The following is a 23,590-nucleotide window of genomic DNA, read 5'->3' on the forward strand; positions in this document are numbered from 1 at the left end:
TCTGACTGAGAAAGAATCTTATTGACGAAACTGTATGAGATTCTTCACTATATTTCATTTCATTCAGAATGATACACTCTTTAGAGATATGTTACTATTGATTGGTATTTCCAAGCATCGGAACAAATTTATACGCTCCGAATTCCTCTTTTTCAAATTCTGTAGGACCTATTTTGGTAAATCTGAATAAAACCTGCTCATCAGTAGGTCCTAACGGAATCACCATAATTCCTCCGATGTTTAATTGTTTTAAAAGCTCTGTTGGTAAAGTAGAAGCACCACAGGTTACTATAATTTTATCAAAAGGAGCAAAAGTAGGAAGCCCGGCAAAGCCATCTCCAAAGCTCTGAAATTTTGGAAACAGGTGAAGTTCTCTGAGTTTCTTTTTGGAAAAATCAAAAAGGTCTTTCTGTCTTTCAACCGTATATACATGAGCTTTCATTGCTATTAAGACAGCCGTCTGATATCCGCATCCGGTACCAATTTCCAGGACTTTTTCACCTGGTTTTACCTGCAGCAGCTCAGACTGTTCTGCTACCGTTGAAGGATGGGAGATAGTCTGATGCGCTAAGATGGGGAATGCCCTGTCTTCATAGGCAAAATCTTCAAAAATACTTTCGATAAAAAGATGTCTTGGAACTTCACTCATTGCCGAAAGTACATTTTCGTCTGAAATTCCAATTCTGTGCCGAAGGTAATCTACTAAAATCTTTCTTTTTCCTTTATGTACAAACGAATCCTGCATTTGACAAAAGTAAGAAATTAGAAATTAGATTTCATAAATTGGAGGAAAGAATTATCCACAAAAACTGCTTCTACAATGTAACTTCTTTCTTATCTTTACAAAAATTTAATACAGCTATGTTAAAAGCAGGTTTGGTAGGTGCCGGACACTTGGGGAAAATACATTTAAAACTTCTTAATCAATCAGATAGATATGAATTTGTAGGTTTCCATGATAAAGATGTTGAAAACGGAAAGAAATTAGAAGCCGAATTCGGATATAAATATTTTGAAAACTTTGATGAATTGCTTGAGCAGATTGACATGCTTGATATTGTTACTCCTACAGTTTATCATTACGATTATGCTTTAAAAGCCATTGAAAAAGGCCTTCATTTCTTTATTGAAAAACCGGTAACCCAGACTCTTGAGCAGGCAGAAGAAATTTTACGTTTATGCCAGGAAAAAGGAATCAAAGCACAGGTAGGACACGTTGAGAGATATAATCCGGCTTTTATTGCCACTAAGGAATATATCAGCAATCCGATGTTCATTGAAATCCACAGGCTGGCAGAATTTAATCCCCGCGGGACAGATGTTTCTGTAGTATTGGACCTTATGATCCATGATTTGGATATACTATTGAGTATGGCTAAATCTAAGGTTAAAAATATCCATGCAAGCGGTGTTTGTGTAGTAAGCAAAACTCCGGATATTGCCAATGCAAGAATAGAATTTGAAAACGGCTGTGTAGCTAACCTTACCACTTCCAGAATTTCTATGAAAGCCATGAGAAAAAGCAGATTCTTCCAGAAAGATGCTTATATTTCTGTAGACTTCCTTGAGAAAAAGGCTGAAGTGATCAGAATGAAAGATGCTCCTGAAAACCCTACTCCATTTGATATGATTATTGAAAATGCGGATGGGGAAAAGAATCAGATCCTGTTTGAATACCCTAATATTCAGTCGAACAATGCTATTTTGGATGAGCTGAACTCTTTCGCAGATGCTATCACAGACGATAAAAATGTAGAGGTTTCTCTTGAAGACGGAACTGAAGCATTGAAAGTTGCTTTGGAAATCATGAGACTGATCAGCTAAAAATAAAAATATGCTGTTTTTATGACAGTACTACAAAAGTGCTACCTTACAATCAAAAGAATGATTATGAGGTAGCATTTTTAATTTCTAAGGTTATTCTTAATTTTAAATGCAAAAGTTTCATTTTTAGTTATGTATTATTTTAAGTAAGCAAAGGTTAAATCGATCTTTCATCGATTTGATGAAGCTGTAGACTTATTTAGCTAATTCCGGCTTTACTTATTTAATGAAATAAAAAATTTTCGTTAAAAATTACTGATTTGTCAATTAAAAATCCTTTTCAAAACAAAAAAACAATATATTTGGAGAACAATTCAATAAAGTATTGAAAGATTTTGTTTTACATATATGGATATCTGACGCAATAAATGATGTGAATAGAGCATCATCTTACCCTGTCATCATTCATTATAATCTTTAATTTCCCTACTATTTTAAACCATTGAAACTACTATGAAAAGAGCTATTCTATTATCCGCACTTTTATTGTCTCAATTTGGGACATCACAATTATTGAAGACTTCGGGACAGAAAATCGTTAATGATAAAGGAGAAAATATTCAACTGAGAGGGCTTGGCCTTGGCGGCTGGATGCTTCAGGAAGGTTATATGCTGAAAACTGCTGATTTTGCAGGACCTCAGTATAAGATTAAGGAGAAAATTGCTGAGTTAATTGGTGAAGATGGCATGAATGAGTTTTACAAAGCTTATCTGAAAAACGGAATCACCAAACAGGATATTGATTTTCTTGCGAAATCAAGATTCAACTCGATACGGCTTCCCATGCATTACAATCTTTACACACTTCCTATTGAAAAAGAACCTGTAAAAGGAAAAGATACATGGCTGGAAGAAGGTTTTAAAATGACCGATGACCTGCTTCAATGGTGTGCCGATAATAAAATTTATCTCATCCTTGACCTTCACGCTGCACCGGGCGGGCAGGGAAATGATATCAATATTTCTGATAATGACAAGTCAAAACCGTCGCTTTGGACCAATGAAGAGAATCAGAGAAAAACTATAGCATTCTGGAAAAAACTGGCCGAACGATATAAAGACAGTCCATGGATTGGCGGCTACGACCTGATCAATGAGCCTAATATCAATTTCACAGGCAAAAACCCAAATGGTACCGATGAAATGTCTAATGCTCCGCTTTGGAAACTTCAGAAGGATATCACTGCTGCTATCAGAGAGGTTGATAAGAAGCATATTATTTTCATTGAAGGAAACGGCTGGGGAAATAATTATAACGGACTGCCGGCTATCTGGGACAACAATATGGCTTTCAGCTTTCATAAATACTGGAATTACAATGATGACCAAACCCTTCAGTTTGCACTGGATCTGAGAAAAAAAAATAATATGCCGATCTGGCTTGGTGAGACAGGAGAAAATTCCAATGTCTGGTTTACTGAGCTTATTCAGCTTTTGGATCAACATAATATCGGGTATGCATTCTGGCCGATGAAAAAGATTGATAATATTGCAGGAATCACCAATGTCAAGATCACGCCTGAATATGAAAAGTTATTGGATTACTGGAAAAACGGAGGTGAAAAACCTTCAAAAGAGTATGCAAAAAAAGCTTTGATGCAGATTGCTGATAACTATAAACTGAGCAATACGGAAATCAAAAAAGATGTTATTGATGCAATGTTCAGACAGACAACGGATGCTTCAACAAAGCCATTTAAAAATCATCAGGTTCCGGGAAGGATATTTGCTTCGGAATATGATCTGGGAAGAATGGGTTCTGCATATCTGGATAAAGATTTCATCAATCTATGGGTAAGTGATCCTGCAAAAAGATCAGAATGGAACTCAGGACAGCAGATGAGAAATGATGGTGTAGATATTTATAAGTGCAATGATAAGATTACCAATCAGTATTATGTAGGAAAAACAGAATCCGGGGAATGGCTCCAGTATACTGTTCAGTCAAAAGGAGACAAAAATTATACGTTTGACATCCGGTATGCATCAGCCACTGATTCAAAAATAAGGATTGAAACAGCTTCCGGAAAAGTGTTGGCGACGGTATCATTAGCTTCCAGTGGAGGAAATGAGAACTGGAAAACAGTTTCAGTCAAAAATATAAGCCTTCAGAAAGGAGAAAACAGCATCAGAATATTCTTTGAAAATGATGATGTCAATCTGAATTATTTTGAAGTAAAATAGTAATAATTATCTTAAATTGCAGCTCTCTTTTGGTCTTCAAAGGAGAGCTTTTTAATTTCGGTATTATGAAAAAAACAGCATTCTTTTTTCTTCTGATTTCGGCATTTACTTTTGCCCAGACTTCTTTATTGGAACAAAAAATAAACTCAATTCTTAAAAACAAAAAAGCAACTGTTGGTGTTTCTGTCCTAGGGTTTGAGAACAGTTTTAAATATGATAAAAACGCAGATAAAAAGCTTCCGATGCAAAGTGTCTTCAAATTTCATATTGCCGCTGCAATTCTGAATGCTGTAGATCAGGGAAAGCTTTCATTGGATCAGAAAGTTGCACTCAACAAATCAAATTTACTTGAAAATACATGGTCCCCGCTACGCGATCAATATCCGGCAGGGAACGTTGAAGTTCCGTTAAGTGAAGTTATTGAATATACGGTCGCTAAAAGTGATAATAATGGCTGCGATATTCTTCTCAGCCTATTGGGAGGAACTCAGCCTGTTCAGAAATTCATGGATTCCAAAGGAGTAAAGGGTTTTCAGATCAAATATAATGAAGAGGCAATGCATAAAGACTGGAAAGTTCAGTATGAAAATTACAGTACTACCCAATCTGCAGTTGACGTCCTTAAAAAGTTTTATGACGGAAAATTATTATCCAAAAAGTCAACAGATTATCTGATGCAGGTCATGTTATCTACTTCAACAGGATTAAACAAAATGGTAGAGCAGCTTCCAAAAAACACTCCTGTGGCCAGAAAAACGGGAGCATCAGGAAAAAATAAGGCAGGTTTAACAGGGGCAGAAAATGAAATCGGCATCGTTACTTTACCCAATGGAAAACATTATGCATTAGCTGTATTTGTCAGTAATTCAATGGAAACAGATGCGGTAAACTGCAGGATGATTTCTGATATTTCCAAGGAGGTTTGGGAATATTTTAATAAATAAAATTTTAAGCTTATTTTTAAGCGATTTTTAACATGAAAAAAATAATAGTAACAACGGCTCTGCTGGCTTTCACATTCTTTTACTCACAAAAGAATCAGAATTATCTGGAGATCAGCTATGGAAGTGTATGCTGCGGCCCGCCTTCAGACAAACCCGTTATCAGCTTTCTGAAGGAATTCAAGAATAAAAGCAGGGTAAGAAGCCTGGAAATTCTGCAACAAAAAGGAAGAGGCAGAGAAGGTGAATTCACATTATATGTTGGTACTGACTATCTTACAAAAAATCAGAAAAGCCGTCTTATAAGGGGATTAACGGCTACCGTTTCTAATCAGAACAACAGCAAGAAAAACCAAAGTACAGGAACCGTTTTCTTTGACTCGGCAACGGTTGTTTCTCAATCGGATCTTAGTGACGTAAAAAATTTAACTATCTATAAAAAATAAAGGAAAATGATCAAAAACATTGTCGTTATCGGAGCGGGAACCATGGGAAATGGTATTGCACATACTTTCGCACAAAGCGGTTTTAAAGTAAATCTTGTAGATGTATCTCAGGAAGCTCTGGACAGAGGTTTGAAAACCATTACTACCAATCTTGACAGAATCATTGCAAAAGGAAATCTTACAGAGGAACAAAAAGCTGAAACGCTTGGCAATATCACTACTTTCACAGCACTGAATGATGCAGCAGGTGCTGCAGACCTTATTGTAGAGGCTGCTACAGAAAATATGGATCTTAAACTGAAGATCTTTGGACAAATGGATGAACTGGCTCCTGAAGGCTGTATCCTTGCCACCAATACCTCATCTATATCTATTACAAAAATTGCTGCAGCTACAAAAAGAGCTGATAAAGTGATCGGAATGCACTTCATGAATCCGGTTCCAATCATGAAACTTGTAGAAATCATCAAAGGATATTCTACTTCTAAAGAGACTTTTGATGCAATTTACGAAATGAGCAAAACGTTAGGTAAAGTTCCTGTAGAAGTGAATGATTATCCAGGTTTTGTGGCTAACAGAATTTTGATGCCGATGATCAATGAGTCTATCGAAACGCTTTATAACGGAGTGGCTGGTGTAGAGGAAATTGATACGGTAATGAAATTGGGAATGGCACATCCGATGGGCCCGCTTCAGCTGGCAGACTTTATTGGTCTTGATGTATGTCTTGCCATTCTGAATGTAATGTTTGACGGTTTCAAAAATCCAAAGTATGCGCCTAACCCATTGCTTGTAAATATGGTAACAGCAGGGAAACTTGGTGTAAAATCAGGGGAAGGATTCTATGATTATTCTGAAAGCAAAAAAGCTGAAAAAGTTTCAAAAATGTTTTTGAAGTAATTTTAAAGTCAATAATTTTATTTATCTTTGAGAAAGTTAAAACATTAAAAAAATGAAATTACCAAAGTTTTTATTAGCAGATAATTCGGAGTTTCCAGAGGATCTATTTGTAGTTCATACAGAATACCCAAGATTTATCTTAAACGTTGAGGAAGAAGAAGTTGAGTGGTTAGATGATCTTGAAGGTGATGATGAAGAAACTATGGCAGACGAAGCTACTAAAGTAGTAGAAGCAGCATTTAAATGGTGCGACGAAGAGTTGGCTAAGTACGACGAAGAAGAGGAAGATTAATAACACTCTAAAACATAAAAAAGGAACTCAATTGAGTTCCTTTTGTTTTTTTTATTCAGATTTAGTGAATTTCAATAATAAAAGATTGTCTTTATACAATTCTAAAGTATTTCCGGAAATCACATATTTATTTGCTTTTCCCATCATATCCATAAAGTTCTGCTCTACTCCGATGTTGTTACACATCATTTTTGTAGATCCCATTTGTCCTGCTGTAAATCCTCCTGTAGACGGATCTATGCTAGCCGTTCCGAAATAGTTATTACATCCGGCATTTCCTGTGATTTTCTCTCCTTCAATATTCAATGTCGGAACTTTTCCTTTTACCGTTTCAGCCAGTGTCCATTTTGTGTTGGCAAGAGCAGGCTGAGCTTTTCCTACTTTAGAAGCAGACGGGCTTGTCATAGATCCACATGAAGCCAATACTGCAGCTGTACATATGCTTAAAAAAAGATTTTTCATTTTTTTCTTTTTGAATTAATCCAAATTTACGGAAATTATATTATTTAAACGGGCTGCGGTGAATTTTATTATTCTTTAACATCTTGTATTTTGAATAATTTTAGGCTTATTTTTAATGATGAAGAGTTGGAAATCGCAAAGACGCAAATGCTTTACAAGGTGCAGTTTTAGGGCACAAAGAGTTTATCTACGATGAAATAATTGATACTTCTGTCTTTGTCATTCCGAAGGAATCTCTATTACAATTAGCTTATAAAGAGTTCTGAGACTCCTACGGAGTGACAAAGATTGTGGATAAACTGAAGCAGGAAAAACATCACTGAATAAAATTCAATAGAACGGATGTAATCCTGAGCTTAGTCGAAGGGAGCCCGTTTACTTAAAAATCAATATCCAGATGGCTTTAGCCGAAACCTATTAATACAGATATATTTTTAAGATTAAAAACAAAAAAACGGACTTTAAAAAGTCCGTTTCTGTTATATTGAAATATATTTTCAAGTATTAAGATCTCAACTCAGCGTTGAATTCTTTCTGGAAAGCTTTGATCAGAGAATCCATTACTTCTGTGATTTCCTTTTCTTCCAGTGTTTTTTCTTCGTTTAACAGCTCGAAGCTCATTGCATAGGACTTCTTACCTTCAGGAAGATTTTTACCTTCATACACATCGAATAAGTTAACACTCTTAATAAATGGAGATTTATTCTTTTTAGCGGTCTGATATAGATCCTGATAGTTTACATTTTTATCAATCAATAAAGCTAAGTCTCTTCTGATCTTGTTGAATTTCGGAATGTCTTTGAATTTCAGTTCGTTTTTAGAACGTAGTTCCTGAGCATATTCCAGTTCAATTTCTGCATAGAAACAATCCTGATCAATATCAAAATCTTTTAATAAAGCAGGAGATACTTTTCCGATTCTTACCAACGCTTTACCGTCAACTTCATATACCAATGCATCAGAGAATCTTTCGTCAGACAGAGCTGCTTCTTTATAATCAACAGAAAGTCTTTCTAATAAAACCTTTACATAAGCTTTAAGATTATAGAAACTTACAGCAGACTTAGGCTGAAGCCAGTTTTCCGCAACATCTCTTCCGGAAACCAACAAAGCCAATTGTTTTCTTTCTTCGTATTTTTCTTTTTTGTGGTAAATTTTTCCTAATTCGAAGAATTTAATATCCTGATTCTTTCTGTTGATGTTATATACGGCATTCTGAAGAAGTCCTTCCAATAAAGACTTTCTCATAAATGCTAAATCTCCGCTTAAAGGATTCAACAGTTTTACGGCATCAGTTTCATCTTTTACAGAAGTCAATGAGTTATTCATTACTTCGTTGAAGCCAATGCTCTGTAAAGCTCTTGCCCAGCTGTTTTCCAGTTCATCCTGATCGTTAGCACTAAGCTTAACAGGGGTAAACGAAATTTTCTGTGGAGCATCAATTTTATTATATCCGTAGATTCTTAGAATCTCTTCAATTACATCAATTTCTCTTGTTACATCTGCTCTGTAAGCAGGAACAGAGATTTCAAAACCATTTGGAATTTCATTTAAAACCTGAATTTCCAATGCTTTTAAGATTTCCTTTACTTTTTCTCTGTGGATTTTTGTTCCTAAAATCTGCTCAATTTTAGAAAATCTCAGGATCACATAGCTGTCTTCAATTTTCTTAGGATATTCTTCCAACAGGTCTCCTACTAATTTCCCTTCAGCAATTTCCTGAATCATTTTAATAGCGTGAGTGATTGCCGTTCTTGTAAGATTCGGGTCTACTCCTCTTTCAAATCTGAAAGAAGCATCCGTATTCAGGCTGTGAGCTTTTGCTCCTTTTCTGATCGCAATTGGATTGAAATAAGCACTTTCAAGGAATATCGTTTTTGTAGTTTCTGATACTCCGGAATTTTTACCCCCGAATACTCCGGCGATACACATTGGATTATCTTTACCGTCCTTGATCATGATTTCAGAACCGTTCAATGTTCTTTCAACTCCGTCTAAAGTGGTAAACTTCGTTCCCGGTTTTACAACCCCTACTTTCACTTTTTTATCTGCAATTTTATCTGCATCAAATGCGTGAAGCGGCTGTCCGTATCCGTGAAGAATATAGTTGGTAATATCTACAATATTGTTAATCGGGCTTAGTCCGATCGCTTTTAATCTGTCTTTTAACCAGGATGGAGATTCTGCTACTTTTACGTCTTCAATAACCGCTCCGATATATCTTGGGCACAGTTCAGCATCTTCAATTTCAAGTTTGAAATCATGAGTTCCCTCACTATTCAAAGCTTCGGAAGCTACTTTATTAAATTGAGACTTCAGTTGGTTGGTAGAAAGATAAGCATGAAGATCTCTTGCAACCCCATAGTGAGACATTGCATCAGTTCTGTTCGGTGTTAATCCGATTTCAAAAACCTCATCATTAGTAAGCTCAAAATAGTCTGCAAAGTTTTTCCCAACTTCATATTTGGTTTCATCCAGCACCATGATTCCTCCGTGATCTTCGCTAAGACCTAATTCATCTTCTGCGCAGATCATTCCCTGAGAAACCTCTCCTCTGATTTTGGCTTCTTTAATTTCAAAAAAGTTTCCTGTTTTGTCATAGATTTTTGTTCCGACAACGGCTACAGGAACAGTCTGCCCTGCGTCCACGTTAGGAGCTCCGCAAACAATATTCAGTATTTTTCCGTTTCCTACGTCTACTGTTGTCTTCTTCAGTTTGTCAGCATTCGGATGCTTTTCGCAGGTTAATACTTTACCTACAACAATTCCTTCCAGACTGCCTCTTACACTTTCAAATTTATCTATCCCTTCAACCTCAAGACCTATATCTGTAAGGAATTCACCGATTCTTTCAGTTTTTGATTCCGTTTTTACAAAGTCCTTCAGCCAGTTGTTTGATATTTTCATTTGTTAATCTATCTACTTATTTAATTCGTCAAATGAGCCTTTCGGTTTCATCTGCTCTATTTTGAAATTTTTATTTGAAATTCCACACCATATTCAAGTGTGATTTTTCGAGCTACAAATGTCGTGTTTTTTTGAGAAATAGAGAAATTTAGAAGCGATTTTAAGATAATTAATTTTCATTAATACTTCTGCTTCTTATTGAGGAATCTACTGATCAGATGGTCTCACAACTTTCTTAAGGCTATCAGAAAATAATACCAATCCGCCGGCCATCATGATAATATCTTTCAGAACCAAACGCCCTGCTCCGGACAGATAGGGAAATCCAAACTGTGGTGTTGGATAATCTCCACCCAGATTTGGCACGTATACTTCTGGAGTAGTTCCTAAAAATAAAAGGATAACCAAAGACATTAAAAACGTTAAAGCCCCTCCTACTGCTCCTATTTTAGGAAACCAGATCCCCAACATTAGCAAAGCTCCGATTACTATGATCATTGTCCCCAAACCATAAGAAAATGTGTATGTTCCATTTTCTTTATGCCAATCAATATTTTTCTGGATAACCTTTCCTTCCGGATTTTTATACAGGGTATATTCTGCAACAGGCTTCTTGTCTTCATTAAGAACTTTATTCCCTGCTTTTTTATAAAAAAAACTCATGAAGGGGCTATTGGCGACAAAGGGTACAATTCCTTCAGCTTCGTAATGAAACGCCTTCAAGCCTCCAATCCAGGCCATAACGATAAAAATTGAAATTCTGAGAAAATTGAAAAACCAGGTATCCAATCGTAATAAACGGTGGTAAAGTCTGTTGTCTTGCATGTGATTTATTTTTTTAACAAAGGTATTCACATGCCTATAGCGCCAACATAGATATTTGAGGACATTACATGGACATTTTCGCCACCACGGAGATTCCCACCTGTTCTCTGTATTTTTTGGGGGAACATCCTACCGATTTTTTAAAATACCTGCTGAAATAAAATTCATCGGCATATCCCAGTTCTGAAGCAATTTCCTTTACTGATCTATAAGTTAAATGCAGCAATTTTTTAGATTCCAGAATGATTCTTTCATTAATAAGCTGAGTGGGTGTTTTCGCAAACTCTTTCTTTACCGCTTTGCTTAAAGTATTATTGGTGATGCTCAGTTTGTCACTGTAAAACGACAGCTCTTTTTCATTTTTAAAATGGGTCTCCAACAGTTTCTGAAATTCTGCAGCATTTTTATTGGGCAGTTTATCGTGAGAAAATACACTATTCTCAATACTGCTTTTCTGTTTACTGCCAATGGCAAGGATAAGCTGTATATAAGTTTTGATAATAGATTCTGAAAACTGATGCTTTTCGGATTCTTCTTTTTTGATGTGACTGAAAAGTTCGAGAATATAGTTATAGTTTTCTTCTGAGAGTTCAACTCCCGGATTCAGGTAAATATTATTGAAAAGAAGGCCGTTACAAGCTACTTCTTCTTTGTGATATTCTATACAGTAATAATCGCCATGAAATAAAAGCATATCAGTATTTTCATCAGATTCCGAAGCCAGTCTCAGTTTTTGATAAGGGGAAAGAAACAGAATATTGTATCCCCTGTAAGAATAATTAATATCATCCACAGAGAAAATACCGGAGCCATTCCATAGAACCACACTGTAGTTTTCAGTGGTAAATTCTGAGGGAAAACCGGAAGTGCGGTAAGACTGTATTTTTATTTTCATGATTAGCCCTTTTAAAACATTAAAAACTCTAATGATTCACAAATGGCACGGTTTGACGCTGTTTAATATTCTTTTGAATACGTTTTCTTTTCTGTCAAATATTCGGTTTTAGTTCCGTTACCGGTTCTGAAAAGCGTTTTGAGGGTATTCTTTTGTTTAGGCTTTGAAGGATCGGGAAGAAAACATTGGAAATGTAAATGCGGGCCATTTGTCCAGCCTGTATTGCCGCTCAATCCTATTAAATCACCTTTTTTAACCTCATCACCTATGTTAACTTTAACCCCATTTTGTTTCAGGTGAAAATACTGTGCAATGGTTCCATCCGAATGTAAAATTGAAATATAATTAGCCTGATTAGCACAACTTGATGTAGGACATCCTGTATTATTATTCTGAACTGCATCAATCACTTTACCTTCTCTTGCCGCTGTAATTTCGGTTCCTTCAGGCATTACAAAATCTAAAGAGTTTTCATTCTAGTGAGAAAATATTCCATTGTAACCCTGATAAACATTAAAAGATTTCCCTTTTTGAAAAGGAAGATCATAAGTATAATCAGCATCATAGGTCTTTATCGTTGCATCTCCAGCCAATGTATAGTAAGCAGGCATTTTCTTGATTTTCCACCCTTTTTTATTATCGTTGACAACAAAATAAGCAATTTTGTTTTTCATTGATTTCGGAGGCAGTACTCTGATCATTTTAAATGCTTCGGGACTCTTCAGATTTTCTGTTTCCGGCAGTTCAGAGAACGTTATTGAAATTGGATAGATTTCAATATTATCAGCATAGTAAGTGATCATATCTTTTGTATGCTCATAGTACATTTTTACACTCTTCTGTGAAAAAGCCCATAGAGAGCAAATAAGTGATCCGAGAATTGTTATTTTTTTCATGATTAATGTTTTATTCTTTTAGCATCTTCTTACTATAAGGCTGCATAACTTTACAAAACCACAAAAGCCTCAAAAGTTTTTAAACACTTGATTTTTAAAGTTAAAGGCATTCAACAGTTTGCATTGAGTTTTCTTTACGCTTCCAGCAAGATTACAAAAAAAGCTGGAAAAATTCCAGCTTTCTTTTATTTATATGGTTAATGTTATAATCCGATTACCGGCATTGATAGCATTAAGATATTTTCATTTTCTTCAAGACCATCAAGAGGTTCAATGATCCCTGGTCTGTTAGGTTGAGACATTTTCATAGTGATATCATCTGATCCTAAGATCGTCAGCATTTCAGTTAAGAATTTAGAACTGAATCCGATATTGATATCTTCTCCGTTATAGTCACAAGGAATCTGCATGTCTGCTTTGTTTGCATATTCAGTATCTTCTGCATGAAGGTGAAGAATATTACCGGAAAGCTTGAATCTTACCTGGTTGGTTGATTTGTTAGACATGATAGATGCTCTTTTGATCGCTCCTAATAAAAGGTTTCTGTTGATCGTCAATACATTTGGATTTTCCTTTGGAATTACCGCTGTATAGTTTGGATATTTACCATCAATCAGTCTACAGATCCAGATATGCTTACCAAAAGTAAACTTGGCCATATTCTCATTGAAGTCGATCGTAACGTCTTCGTTGGAACTCGCCAGGATATTTTTGAAAATGTTCAGAGGTTTTTTAGGCATGATAAACTCCATCGGCTCAGCATTCATAAGGTCTGCTCTTTTATACACCACCAATCTGTGGGAGTCTGTAGATACGAAATTGGTTTCGTTTTCTCCAAACTGGAAAAGCACTCCTGTCATTACCGGACGAAGAGAATCATTACTTGTAGCGAATAGAGTGTTTGTCAAAGCTTCAGACAAAACTCCAGCCGGCATTGTAACACTTTGTGAAGCGTCAAATTCCGGTAATTCAGGATAGTCATCAGCATTGTCTAATGCTACTGCGAAATTATCTTTTTCATCTAAAATCTCAAGCTGGCTTCCTGTACCTTCGGCATTGTCTTTTACAACAAATGTCAGAGGCTGTTCACCGTAGGTCTTGATAAAATCCTGAAAAATTTTAGCAGGAACAGCAAATTTACCTGTATCATCAGACTTTACTTCCAGAGAAGTAACAAGAGTTGTCTCGCCGTCAGATGCTGTAATGGTAACATTATTTCCGTCTAATTCAAAAAGATAGTTTTCTAAAATCGGTCTCGATTGAGAGCTTGATATTACGCCACTTACAGTTTGCAACGCCTTCTGCAGTTCACCACTTGAAATAATAAATTTCATAGATTTATAAAATAAGTTTCTACAAATATAATAAATAGATACAATAAAGAAAAGAATAATATGGAGGAGTTTTTCACAAATATCCTTAATTTGTTTTGAGCCTTGATATTATGGTTAAATTTCTTTTGATCTTATAATTTTCATCAAAACATTCACTTTATTCGGATTTCTATTTGCACATTTTTTCTTCAAAATACATTAAAACATGAGTATTGGAAGCAAAAGAGGATTAATATTGATCATTTTCTCCTATAGTACCACATTTTGAATATAAAAAGATAATTCACAACAATCAAAATACAAAGCCTATCTTTGTGTGAAAAGTTCAGAATTATGCAAAAACCTCCCCTTCATAAAAGTTTTCTCAATGCTTTCCGGGGTGTTTTTATGATGATAAAGACGGAAAGAAATTTCCAGATTGAGCTTCTGGCATTCTTTGTAAATCTTTTCCTTATTTTTTATTTCAGACTGAACAACACAGATGCAGCATTGGTTTTTATCGCTTCGGTTACTGTTTTAAGTGCTGAAATTTTCAATACTGCTATTGAAAAGATCTGCGATATCATCCAACCTGATTTCGACAAAAGAATTGGCTTTATTAAAGATATTGCCGCAGGAGCTGTTGTTTTGACGGCCATTGCATCGGTGATTGTTGGGGTTTTGGTGTATGGAAAATATATTTTAAGATTTATAAAGACAATAAAACAGCTGTTTTTGTAGATTAAAACCACCCGTCAAAAATCCTCTGGATTTTTGCCACCCCTCCGTCGGAGGGGAGTTTCACGTCTTCAGTTCATAAGTTGTGAAGGCAAGAAGTCTTTTTTCTTATTTGACGGCAATTAAGATATCGACTTCGGCATCTGAAGGGTTCTGTGCTTTTTCCCCATAGATTTCAAAATCGGCAGTAAATATTCTTCCGAGGTCCATTTCCCAGATTTTCAACCATTCATTGATAACCAACCCTTTTGAAAGATCTCCTTTTGTAGTAAATTTCAGATAGTCTCCACCATCAAAAGAATAACTGACCATTCCTTCAGGAATATTATCAAGGCTTTCCACTTTACATCCAAGAACTGTTGTATAGGGCTTTGTATGGTCTTTTTCGTAATCTGTATAGATGGAATAAATGGTATTGTCTATCTTATTTGGAATTGCATTAAGAATATCCTCATTGATCAATTTTTCCCATAAGACCGGAATATCTTTTGCTGCCTGCCCATTTTCATTGGTTGTTCTTACTGAGATTCCGATGACCTTAAAAGGTTCTACTTTCATGTTATTCATTTCTTGATTTTTTTGTTGCGACAAAAGTAAGGACAGGTTGTGACAAGGGTATGTCAGGAGTTTTTTTAAATGATTGAATAGGATATTTTTTTTAAGTTTAGCTAAAGCTATTTGAATGTTGACGTTTTAGATAAACGGACTAAAGCACGTTCCTATTGAATTAAATTTCTGCGGCTATTCTCTTTTTGCTTAGTCTATTCCAATTTTGTCACTCCGTAGGAGTCTCTACATATTTTATAAACCAATTATAGTATAGATTCCTTGCTCTGCTCGGAATGACAAAGATCCCGTTGAAATTCTATAGGAACTAGTGATATTGCTTCGCTTTGCTCGCAATGACTATTTTCCGACATAAATAAACCCTTTCTTCCCGGATTTAAAAACGGTTTCAATTCTTTTATAGTCATCTACTTCATATTCATCTGCCTGAAGGATTTCTGCTTCTTTTACTTCAAAAAGAACCCCTTCAATCTGATCATTATCATTTCCTGAAAATTCCAGTACGGGATGGTATTTCTCACCGCTTTTCCGCAGTACTTCAGGGTCTGTAATTTCAAGCATTTTTAATTTATACCCTGATAAGATGTCTTTTTCACCTTGTAAAAGTCTTCCAAAGGTTTCCATTTGAACCTGCTCTTTCTGTAAGGTTCCGTAAGAAAATAAATTTGGCATTATAAATATTTTTCAATAATTGGTATAGCAACTTCAGCCATCATTCCATAGCCTTTTTCATTAGGATGAACTCCGTCTGCAGATAGTAAAATCTCTTTATCTTCACTGAAAGCAGAATAAAAATCAATATACTCCAGTGAATGTTCTGCTGCAAGATCTTTAAGGATCTGATTATAGACAACAACATCCCGGTTGATTCTTTTTTTCCCGGAGCTTACTACTGCTCCATCTATTTTTTGAGAGAAAGGAAGGATGCTTACGAGATAAATTTCTTTGGAAAATTCTTTGGCGTGTGCGATGGCAATACTCATATTGTTTTTAAATTTTTCCGGATCTACAATCTGTATCCCGTCTTTTATCGCAAGGTCGTTGGCTCCGTAACTTAAAAAAACAAGGTTTCCATCAGTTGAATTTCTGGCACTGAGTTCGTGGGGAATTCTTTTCAGTAATCCTTCTGTAGTTTCTCCTCCGATTCCTAAATTGAATAAAATCAGTTCATCACCATTTCCTTCGTGGAATTGCTGCAAGGCATATCTTTTCAGAATATCTACCCAGCCACCAAAAACACCGTCATATTCTCCGTAAGTAATGCTGTCACCGAAGAACAGCCCGTAAATAATTTTCTTCATTCAATTCTTATTGTTTCCTTTTTGTTAAAGTAAAAATAGTGAGAAAAATTATTAATATCTTTCAACTTGCGTAGTTTTTAACGCAAAAGGTGCTAAGTATTTATATTTAATTCTTATGTTTTCGTTCGCAAAGGCGTTTCACTCAGCAATAGACCAATTTGTGCCCTAGTTGAATAAACTTTTTTGAACCATTAAGATTTTTGAAGGGGTGAAGAATAATTAAGGCAACAGCTAAAGCTATTATTAAGTAGCCTGCTTCATTCATCATTGATGAATCTTAACTTTCCTTAAGATCTTTATTATTCTTAATGGTTTAAGATTCTAATTACTCATTGCTCATTACTTATCATTCCAGCTTCAATGCAATATTACTATGTGACTGTATAATTTCTACCAGGATTTCAAAAAGAGTCTGCCCTTTTCCTTCGGTCAAATCATCTAATTTCTGCTGAATCAATTCTATGTTGAATGGTTTTCCCTGTTTGATTTTATTGTTGTAGAATTCACAAGTGGCATCAAAACCAAGGTCTTTTTCTGATTTCTCTGATTCTTTCCAGATAATTTCAATTTCTTCTTTGCCTTCTATTACTCCGAAGCCTCCGTAGAGAATATCATCAAAGCCATCAAGCGTTCCGACTTTCCAATCTGCATCTTTCATCAGCACATGGGAAGCTTCATCGTAGAAACCGGCTAAAGACGAAAAATGACCGCCATGGATGACGATCATTTTTCTTGTATTGTTATTTGAAGTATTCAACACCGTTTTTGAATATGTTGTGATAATTCGCGGTTGGTATATTTTTCATGAGACCTTCAGCAAATCGTTCCGGGTGTCCCATTCTTCCGTAGATCTTTCCACATGGGCTGGTAACTCCTTCAATTCCGAATAATGAGTTATTCGGGTTAAACGGCATCCCGTGAGCGATGTTTCCATCAAAATCTATGTATTGGGTAGCAATTTGTCCGTTTTCATACAACTTTTTGATTTCTTCTTCTGAAGCCATGAAACGTCCTTCTCCGTGGGAAATCGGAATAGTGAAAGTCTGATCTTTCATTCCTTTTAACCATGGGCTTTCGTCATTCACTACTTTTACAGTAACCATCTGAGAGATGTGTCTTCTGATCGCGTTGTGAGCTAACGTTGGAGAGTTTTCATCCAAATCTTTGATTCTTCCGTAAGGCAGCAATCCAGATTTCACAAGAGCCTGGAATCCGTTACAGATACCGATGATCATACCATCTCTGTCTAATAATTCATGAACTACATTTTTCATTTTCTCGTTTTTCAGAACGTTAACAATGAATTTTGCAGAACCGTCCGGCTCATCACCAGCAGAGAAACCTCCTGAGAATGCCAGAATCTGAGAGGTTCTGATCTCTTCAACCCAAGCATCAATACTTTCCTCCAATAATTGGTGATTGATATTGATCAAAGGCAAGCTGCTCACTACAGCACCTTCTTTCTGGAATGCATTCAGCGTGTCATACTCACAGTTGGTTCCCGGGAATACCGGAGCGAATACTTTTGGCTGAGCAATTCCGTGTTTTTTAATGATGATATTTCTTGGGTGGATTGAATTTGATTTTTCATCAATTTCAACCGTAATCTTTTCTTTTTCTACTGTCGGGAAAAGGTTTTCGAATGTATTTGTATTAGCGGATACAAGGTCTACGATATTGGATTCAAGACCGTTGATCTTTACAATACCTGAATCTTTTACTTCTCCGATAAGCTGAAGAGCTGCTGAGCTTAATTCTTCTTTCGCTTCAATAACTAGGCTTCCGATATTTTTAGCCAATAAAACATTTTCATCAGCATTGATATCAGCTCCTAATCTGTTTCCAAAGCTCATTTTTGCTAAAGCTACGGCAAGACCTCCTTCTTTCACTGTTTTCACAGAAACGATTTTTCCTGCTTTGATATTTTCGAAAATGAATTCAAAAACTTCTTTTAAGGCATCATAGTTTGGAAGTCCGCTTTCCTGAGCAATATGATTAAAGAAATACAGTTTGTTTCCTGCGCTTTTCAGTTCAGGAGAGATGATATTTTCTTTATCCCCATTGGCACATGCAAAAGAAATCAAGGTTGGCGGAACATTCAGGTCCTGGTAAGTTCCACTCATGGAGTCTTTTCCTCCGATAGCAGCAAGACCTAAATTGATCTGTGCATCATAAGCTCCTAAAAGTGAAGCTAAAGGTTTACCCCATTTTTCAGGGTTTTGACCTAGTTTTTCAAAGTATTCCTGGAAGCTTAGCCTGATGTTTTTGTAATCACCACCCATCGCTGCAATTTTCGCAACACTTTCTACTACAGCATAAGATGCTCCAAGTAATGAGTTTTGTTTTGAAATTTCAGCATCAAATCCCCAGCTTGCCAAAGAAACTGTTTTAATATCTTTTGCTCCTAAAATAGGGAGTGCCTGCACACTTCCTTCCATCAGAGTCTGCTGATATTTTCCACCTAAAGGCATTGCTACTGTTGTGGCTCCAATTGAAGAGTCAAACATTTCAAGCAACCCTTTCTGGGAAGCTACGTTTTTGTCTTTTAAGATGTTCAGGAAGTTTTCTGCCGTGAAAGCTTTGGTTTCTTCTTTTACTTCTTCAAGGTGAGTGATTTTCACTTCCTGAGATTTTGAACATCCATTGGTATCTAAGAAAGCTCTTGAAAGGTCTACAATTTTATCTCCCTTCCAGAACATCTGCATTCTTCCTGAATCTGTCACTTTTGCTACTTCTACAGCAACAATGTTTTCAGCTTCACAGAATTTAATGAATTTTTCTTTATCCTGAGGATCTACAACCACAGCCATTCTTTCCTGAGATTCAGAAATCGCCAGTTCGGTTCCGTTTAATCCTTCATATTTTAATGGTAATACATCAAGGTTTACTTCTAAAGAGTCTGCAATTTCACCAATTGCCACAGAAACACCTCCTGCTCCGAAGTCATTTGATTTTTTGATCAGCTTCGTTACTTCAGGATTTCTGAATAATCTTTGAATTTTACGTTCTTCTACAGCATTTCCTTTCTGAACTTCGGAACTCATGGTATGGATAGAAGTCTCGTCCTGTTCTTTTGAACTTCCGCTTGCTCCACCTACTCCGTCACGACCTGTTGCACCTCCTAAAATAATGATGGAGTCACCATTTTCAGGCTTCTCACGTCTTACCCAATCTACTGGAACAGCTCCGGTAACGAAACCTACTTCCATTCTCTTGGCTTTGTATCCTTCGTCATAGATTTCGGAAACCATTGTAGTCGCAAGACCAATCTGGTTACCATAAGATGAATATCCGTTGGCAGCCTGTTTTGTAATGGTTTTCTGAGGTAATTTTCCTGGTAATGTTTTATCAACTGATTCCAAAACATCTGCAGCACCTGTTAATCTCATCGCCTGGAATACAAAAGATCTTCCGGATAACGGGTCTCTGATCGCACCTCCTAAACAAGTTGATGCACCACCAAACGGCTCAATTTCTGTAGGGTGATTGTGTGTTTCGTTTTTGAATAATAAATACCAGGGTTCTTTTTTACCATCATATTCTGCTTCGATCTGGATCGTACACGCATTTATCTCGTCTGAAATAACAAGATTATCCAGGTTACCTGTTTTATGGAAATATTTACCGCATACTGTTGCGAGATCCATTAGGGAAATTGGCTTCAGCTCACGGCCTAAGAATTTTCTTTTTTCGATATAATCATTGAAAATAGTTTCCAATGTGTGTTTGAACTGACCTTCAAACTGAATGTCTGACAATTCCGTTTCAAAAGTCGTGTGACGACAGTGGTCACTCCAGTATGTGTCTAATACTTTTAATTCTGTTTCCGTAGGATTTCTCTCTTCAGTTTTGAAGTATTCCTGAATGAATTTCAGGTCATCCAATCCTAAAGCAAAACCATGATTATTGTAGAAGTTTTCAAGTTCTGCATCATTGAAATTGATAAAGTTTTCGTGGATAATCACTTTTGATGGCGTTTCATCTGCAGGAATATCCAGAATTGACAAGTCTTTCTCCTGAGATTCTACTTTGTTGATCAGAAGGTCTTTGATTTTCACCAAATCTGCTTCAGAAACTCCTTCAAATTCGATCAGTTTTCCACTTCTTACTTTTGATTTTTCATTTTCTGTAAGCAATGCAATACACTGCTGTGCAGAATCTGCTCTCTGATCATACTGACCTGGCAAAAATTCCATTCCGAAATGAATAGCTTTTGCAGGGTTTTCTGTATGCAAAATATCAGTAACAGGGTCTACGAAAGTGTTGTTCACTACTTTTTCAAATTCTCCGTCGTTCAGATTGAAAATATCGTACACGTTGTATACTTTCACACTTTGAACTGCCGGAACCACCGCTTTTACTTCATCAAAAATTTTTGGACTTTCAACATCGAAAATTCCTCTTTTTTCTACGAAAATTCTTTTGTTATTAGACATTAGATGTCAGATTTTTAATATTAGATTTATTTTTTATTTTCAAATTTATTTCTTGCTATCTCTATTGAACGATGCAATTTTTCAAGCAAAACTTTTTCAGAAGGTAAGATAAGTAAATATTCTGCAACTTTTATATTATCCCCTCCCAGATTCATAAGTTCAATATGTTCGGAATTTTTTCCTGAACAAAGAATTAAACCAATAGGTGGATTTTCACCTTCTACTTTTTCATATTTATTAAGATAGGAAAGATAAAGTTCCATCTGACCTTTATGGCTGGCTTCAAATTCACCTAATTTCAGTTCGATAACCACTAAAGATTTTAGTTTTCTATGATAGAAAAGTAAATCCAGATAGTAATCTCTGTTATCTATTGTGATTCTTTTTTGTCTTGAAAGAAAAGCGAAATCAGTTCCTAACTCAGAAATGAATTTTTGAAGTTCTACAATAATGGCTTCTTCTAAATCTTTTTCAGAAAAGGTATCTTTCAATTCTAAAAAATCAAGAAAATAAGGGTCTTTAAAAACCAAATCAGGATTAAGGATATTATTTTCAGACCAATTTTTAAGTTCTCTATCTATTATCTCTTCAGGTTTTTTACTGATGGCTGTTCGCTCAAAAAGCAAAGAATTAATCTTGTCTCTTAGAACTCTCACACTCCAGTTTTCAATCTTACAGACTTCAAGATAAAAGTTTCGCTTAGTATCTTCAGAAATAGGAATAAGGAGTAAAAAATGGGTCCATGATAATTGTCGCATCGCTGATGCGACAATTTCAAAATCATCAAAAACAGAGGCAAACTGTATCATTTTTCTGATGTTTTTTTCAGAAAATGAATTTCCAAATTCTAAAATAAGCTGCTGAGAAATTTGAAAAATGATCTCTTTACCATACTCCGCTCTTTTATTCCCTAAAATATCTTCATTTATTCTTTGTCCGATTTTCCAGTACAAAACCACCATTGCTGAGTTTACCTGAGCCGCAACCTGATACTTAGTCTTATCAACCAGTTCTTTCAGATCGGTAATTAATTGTTGATGGTTCTGATTTTGTAACATCATTTAAAAATTAAATATCAGATTTTTAATATTAGATTTATTTTTCTTTTACTTTTTCTGAGTTAAGAGCATCCCTATCAGATTGTTGATTTCCGTACTGATAGTTTATCATCCACCCTCTATTATTGAGTACAAATTTACTCTTTTACTTTCTTTTTCTTCTATCTTTTTCTTATAATACCAATGTCAGATTATTATCTTTGGTACCATCATTATTAGATGCGTTTTTTGAAGCTCCAATCCATTCTTCTTTATTCAATACAAATTTAAAAGAATAGGGCTTTCCTTTTTCAAATCGAGAGACAGGAATCTCCAATTCATAGAGGTTTTTATCCCTTTTTATCATTTGATATTCTTTATTTTCAGCATCCCAGTTATTGAAACTTCCTGCTACATTGATGTTATTGATAAGGTTTCCATTCATATTTTTCGGATGTATGTAAGAAAAAACGATTTTATCTTTCTTTATGGAATATCCATACATCTGTTTTTTATCTGAAGTGGAAACAAGATCAGCTACTAAGCTTGTCGTACCATTATAAAGCGAGGAAAATGTTTCAGGTCCATTGATGTTTACAATGATGCAGACTCCAATATTTAATTCAGGAAACACTGTAAACAGGCTATTTATCCCATAAGATCCACCGTGCTTAAAACCTCTTTTACCATGTTCTGTTATCCAATATCTGTCCCAAAAATATCCATACCAGGCTTCTTTGCTATTTTCAATATTTCTTTGAGATTCCTGTACGATTTTGTTTTGTGAATCGAGCTCTTCTTTTAAAAACTTCATCATATCTCCCATCGTAGATTCAGTTTTCGAGCCACCTGATCCCCACAGAAGGCTATGTGAAACGGGCATCAGACGATAATTTTCATGATATCCATTGGCCTGAGCTTCATTTTTGCCAAGTTCCAGTTTGGTATGGTTCATCCCGGTTTTTGAAAAAATATTTTCTTTTAAAATGGTTTCATAGCTCTTTCCGTAAATATTTTCCAACATGAGACCAGTTAATTCAAGGCTTAAATTACTGTATTTATATTCTTTACCTGGCTCCATGTTTAATTTAACCGTTCCCAGATCTTTTTTAAAGTCTTCTTTTGTATATCCATCATTAAGCTTCTCGTATAGAAAAGCTGTTTCATCTGTCATGTTTTTTCTCAGCTCATCATCAATAGGAAGATTTCTGGGTAAAGCGGTTTCATAAGAAATTAAATTCCTAACTTTTATGGGAACACCATTATATTCTAAGTTTGGATAAGGTTCTTTCAGATATTTACGTACATCATCATCAAGGCTTATTTTCCCTTCCATAACTGCCTGCGCCAATAACTGGCCTGTAAAAAGCTTGGTAATGGAAGCTATAGCAAAATATGTATTATCATCTGCTTTATTTCCTTTTCCTTTGTCTATTTCCCCAAAGTGTCTGGTATAGATTTTTCCATCTTTTATAATCCCTACAGAAACAGAATATGCTTTTGATTCTTCTGCAACTTTCTGAGCAGCTGCATCTATGACTGAGTAAACTGCTTTATCTGTTTGCGCATAATTTTTCACAAATCCCAAAGCCAAAATGAATACTAGTATATGTTTTTTCATCTGCT

General features: G+C 35.6%; 22 protein-coding genes. 7 read left to right on the forward strand and 15 right to left on the reverse strand.

What is annotated here, in order from left to right:
- Positions 1-94 precede the first annotated feature (94 nt).
- Positions 95-745, reverse strand: a complete 651-nt coding sequence (locus DYR29_RS07090; protein WP_213279893.1) for a protein-L-isoaspartate(D-aspartate) O-methyltransferase — start codon at positions 743-745, stop codon at positions 95-97.
- Between the two features lie 116 nt (positions 746-861).
- Here DYR29_RS07090 and DYR29_RS07095 point away from each other — a divergent pair, with 116 nt between their 5' ends.
- From DYR29_RS07095 to DYR29_RS07120, 6 genes are all read left to right on the forward strand, one after another.
- Positions 862-1,824: a Gfo/Idh/MocA family protein gene (locus tag DYR29_RS07095; RefSeq protein ID WP_047421619.1), complete on the forward strand. Its 963-nt coding sequence runs from the start codon at positions 862-864 to the stop codon at positions 1,822-1,824.
- Positions 1,825-2,277: 453 nt separating this feature from the next.
- Entirely contained in the window at positions 2,278-4,008 is a 1,731-nt protein-coding gene (locus tag DYR29_RS07100) for a cellulase family glycosylhydrolase (RefSeq protein WP_213279894.1), read from the forward strand.
- Between the two features lie 65 nt (positions 4,009-4,073).
- On the forward strand, positions 4,074-4,952 hold the full coding sequence (gene bla-A / locus DYR29_RS07105) for a CGA/CIA family class A beta-lactamase (RefSeq protein ID WP_213279895.1): 879 nt from the start codon (positions 4,074-4,076) through the stop codon (positions 4,950-4,952).
- Between the two features lie 32 nt (positions 4,953-4,984).
- A complete protein-coding gene (locus tag DYR29_RS07110) occupies positions 4,985-5,395 on the forward strand; it encodes a hypothetical protein (RefSeq protein ID WP_213279896.1) in 411 nt (136 codons plus the stop codon).
- A 9-nt stretch (positions 5,396-5,404) separates the two neighbouring features.
- Positions 5,405-6,295, forward strand: a complete 891-nt coding sequence (locus DYR29_RS07115; protein WP_213280593.1) for a 3-hydroxybutyryl-CoA dehydrogenase — start codon at positions 5,405-5,407, stop codon at positions 6,293-6,295.
- Between the two features lie 52 nt (positions 6,296-6,347).
- The gene (locus DYR29_RS07120) at positions 6,348-6,587 is read left to right on the forward strand and encodes a hypothetical protein (RefSeq protein WP_002977986.1); all 240 of its coding nucleotides are present in this window, start codon (positions 6,348-6,350) and stop codon (positions 6,585-6,587) included.
- Between the two features lie 51 nt (positions 6,588-6,638).
- On the opposite strand, the gene DYR29_RS07125 is transcribed toward DYR29_RS07120, so the two are convergent.
- The 7 genes from DYR29_RS07125 to dnaN form a co-directional block, all read right to left on the reverse strand.
- Positions 6,639-7,049 carry an META domain-containing protein gene (locus DYR29_RS07125; RefSeq protein WP_213279897.1) on the reverse strand — a complete coding sequence of 137 codons (411 nt, stop codon included), beginning with the start codon at positions 7,047-7,049 and terminating at the stop codon, positions 6,639-6,641.
- A gap of 504 nt (positions 7,050-7,553) precedes the next feature.
- Positions 7,554-9,956, reverse strand: a complete 2,403-nt coding sequence (gene pheT, locus DYR29_RS07130; protein ID WP_213279898.1) for a phenylalanine--tRNA ligase subunit beta — start codon at positions 9,954-9,956, stop codon at positions 7,554-7,556.
- 207 nt (positions 9,957-10,163) lie between these two features.
- Positions 10,164-10,781 (reverse strand): DUF417 family protein, encoded by a 618-nt coding sequence (locus DYR29_RS07135; protein ID WP_213279899.1) that lies wholly within the window; start codon positions 10,779-10,781, stop codon positions 10,164-10,166.
- A gap of 64 nt (positions 10,782-10,845) precedes the next feature.
- Complete coding sequence (locus DYR29_RS07140) at positions 10,846-11,676, reverse strand: AraC family transcriptional regulator (RefSeq protein ID WP_213279900.1); 831 nt, start codon at positions 11,674-11,676, stop codon at positions 10,846-10,848.
- A 62-nt stretch (positions 11,677-11,738) separates the two neighbouring features.
- Positions 11,739-12,128, reverse strand: a complete 390-nt coding sequence (locus DYR29_RS22810; protein WP_249413641.1) for a M23 family metallopeptidase — start codon at positions 12,126-12,128, stop codon at positions 11,739-11,741.
- Positions 12,129-12,152: 24 nt separating this feature from the next.
- Positions 12,153-12,572 (reverse strand): hypothetical protein, encoded by a 420-nt coding sequence (locus DYR29_RS22815; protein WP_249413642.1) that lies wholly within the window; start codon positions 12,570-12,572, stop codon positions 12,153-12,155.
- Between the two features lie 203 nt (positions 12,573-12,775).
- Positions 12,776-13,906 carry a DNA polymerase III subunit beta gene (dnaN, locus tag DYR29_RS07150; RefSeq protein ID WP_034699704.1) on the reverse strand — a complete coding sequence of 377 codons (1,131 nt, stop codon included), beginning with the start codon at positions 13,904-13,906 and terminating at the stop codon, positions 12,776-12,778.
- Between the two features lie 333 nt (positions 13,907-14,239).
- On the opposite strand from dnaN, the gene DYR29_RS07155 reads away from it, so the two are divergent.
- Positions 14,240-14,626: a diacylglycerol kinase family protein gene (locus tag DYR29_RS07155; protein WP_213279901.1), complete on the forward strand. Its 387-nt coding sequence runs from the start codon at positions 14,240-14,242 to the stop codon at positions 14,624-14,626.
- Positions 14,627-14,731: 105 nt separating this feature from the next.
- Here DYR29_RS07155 and DYR29_RS07160 read toward each other — a convergent pair whose 3' ends face one another.
- The 7 genes from DYR29_RS07160 to DYR29_RS07190 all read right to left on the reverse strand — a co-directional run bounded on the left by DYR29_RS07160 (position 14,732) and on the right by DYR29_RS07190 (position 23,585).
- Positions 14,732-15,190 carry a GyrI-like domain-containing protein gene (locus tag DYR29_RS07160; RefSeq protein ID WP_213279902.1) on the reverse strand — a complete coding sequence of 153 codons (459 nt, stop codon included), beginning with the start codon at positions 15,188-15,190 and terminating at the stop codon, positions 14,732-14,734.
- A 339-nt stretch (positions 15,191-15,529) separates the two neighbouring features.
- Positions 15,530-15,862 (reverse strand): gamma-glutamylcyclotransferase family protein, encoded by a 333-nt coding sequence (locus tag DYR29_RS07165; protein WP_213279903.1) that lies wholly within the window; start codon positions 15,860-15,862, stop codon positions 15,530-15,532.
- Complete coding sequence (locus DYR29_RS07170) at positions 15,862-16,491, reverse strand: SGNH/GDSL hydrolase family protein (RefSeq protein ID WP_213279904.1); 630 nt, start codon at positions 16,489-16,491, stop codon at positions 15,862-15,864. Before DYR29_RS07170 ends, DYR29_RS07165 begins: the two co-directional genes overlap by 1 nt.
- Positions 16,492-16,837: 346 nt before the next feature.
- Complete coding sequence (locus tag DYR29_RS07175) at positions 16,838-17,251, reverse strand: ribonuclease inhibitor (protein ID WP_213279905.1); 414 nt, start codon at positions 17,249-17,251, stop codon at positions 16,838-16,840.
- Positions 17,232-20,927: a phosphoribosylformylglycinamidine synthase gene (locus DYR29_RS07180; RefSeq protein WP_213279906.1), complete on the reverse strand. Its 3,696-nt coding sequence runs from the start codon at positions 20,925-20,927 to the stop codon at positions 17,232-17,234. Before DYR29_RS07180 ends, DYR29_RS07175 begins: the two co-directional genes overlap by 20 nt.
- Before the next feature lie 26 nt (positions 20,928-20,953).
- A complete protein-coding gene (locus DYR29_RS07185) occupies positions 20,954-21,985 on the reverse strand; it encodes a PDDEXK nuclease domain-containing protein (protein WP_213279907.1) in 1,032 nt (343 codons plus the stop codon).
- A gap of 172 nt (positions 21,986-22,157) precedes the next feature.
- Complete coding sequence (locus DYR29_RS07190; RefSeq protein WP_213279908.1) at positions 22,158-23,585, reverse strand: serine hydrolase; 1,428 nt, start codon at positions 23,583-23,585, stop codon at positions 22,158-22,160.
- Between the last annotated feature and the right edge of the window lie 5 nt (positions 23,586-23,590).

Origin of the sequence: Chryseobacterium indologenes (genome assembly GCF_018362995.1) — a bacterium.
GTDB lineage: Bacteria > Bacteroidota > Bacteroidia > Flavobacteriales > Weeksellaceae > Chryseobacterium > Chryseobacterium indologenes_G.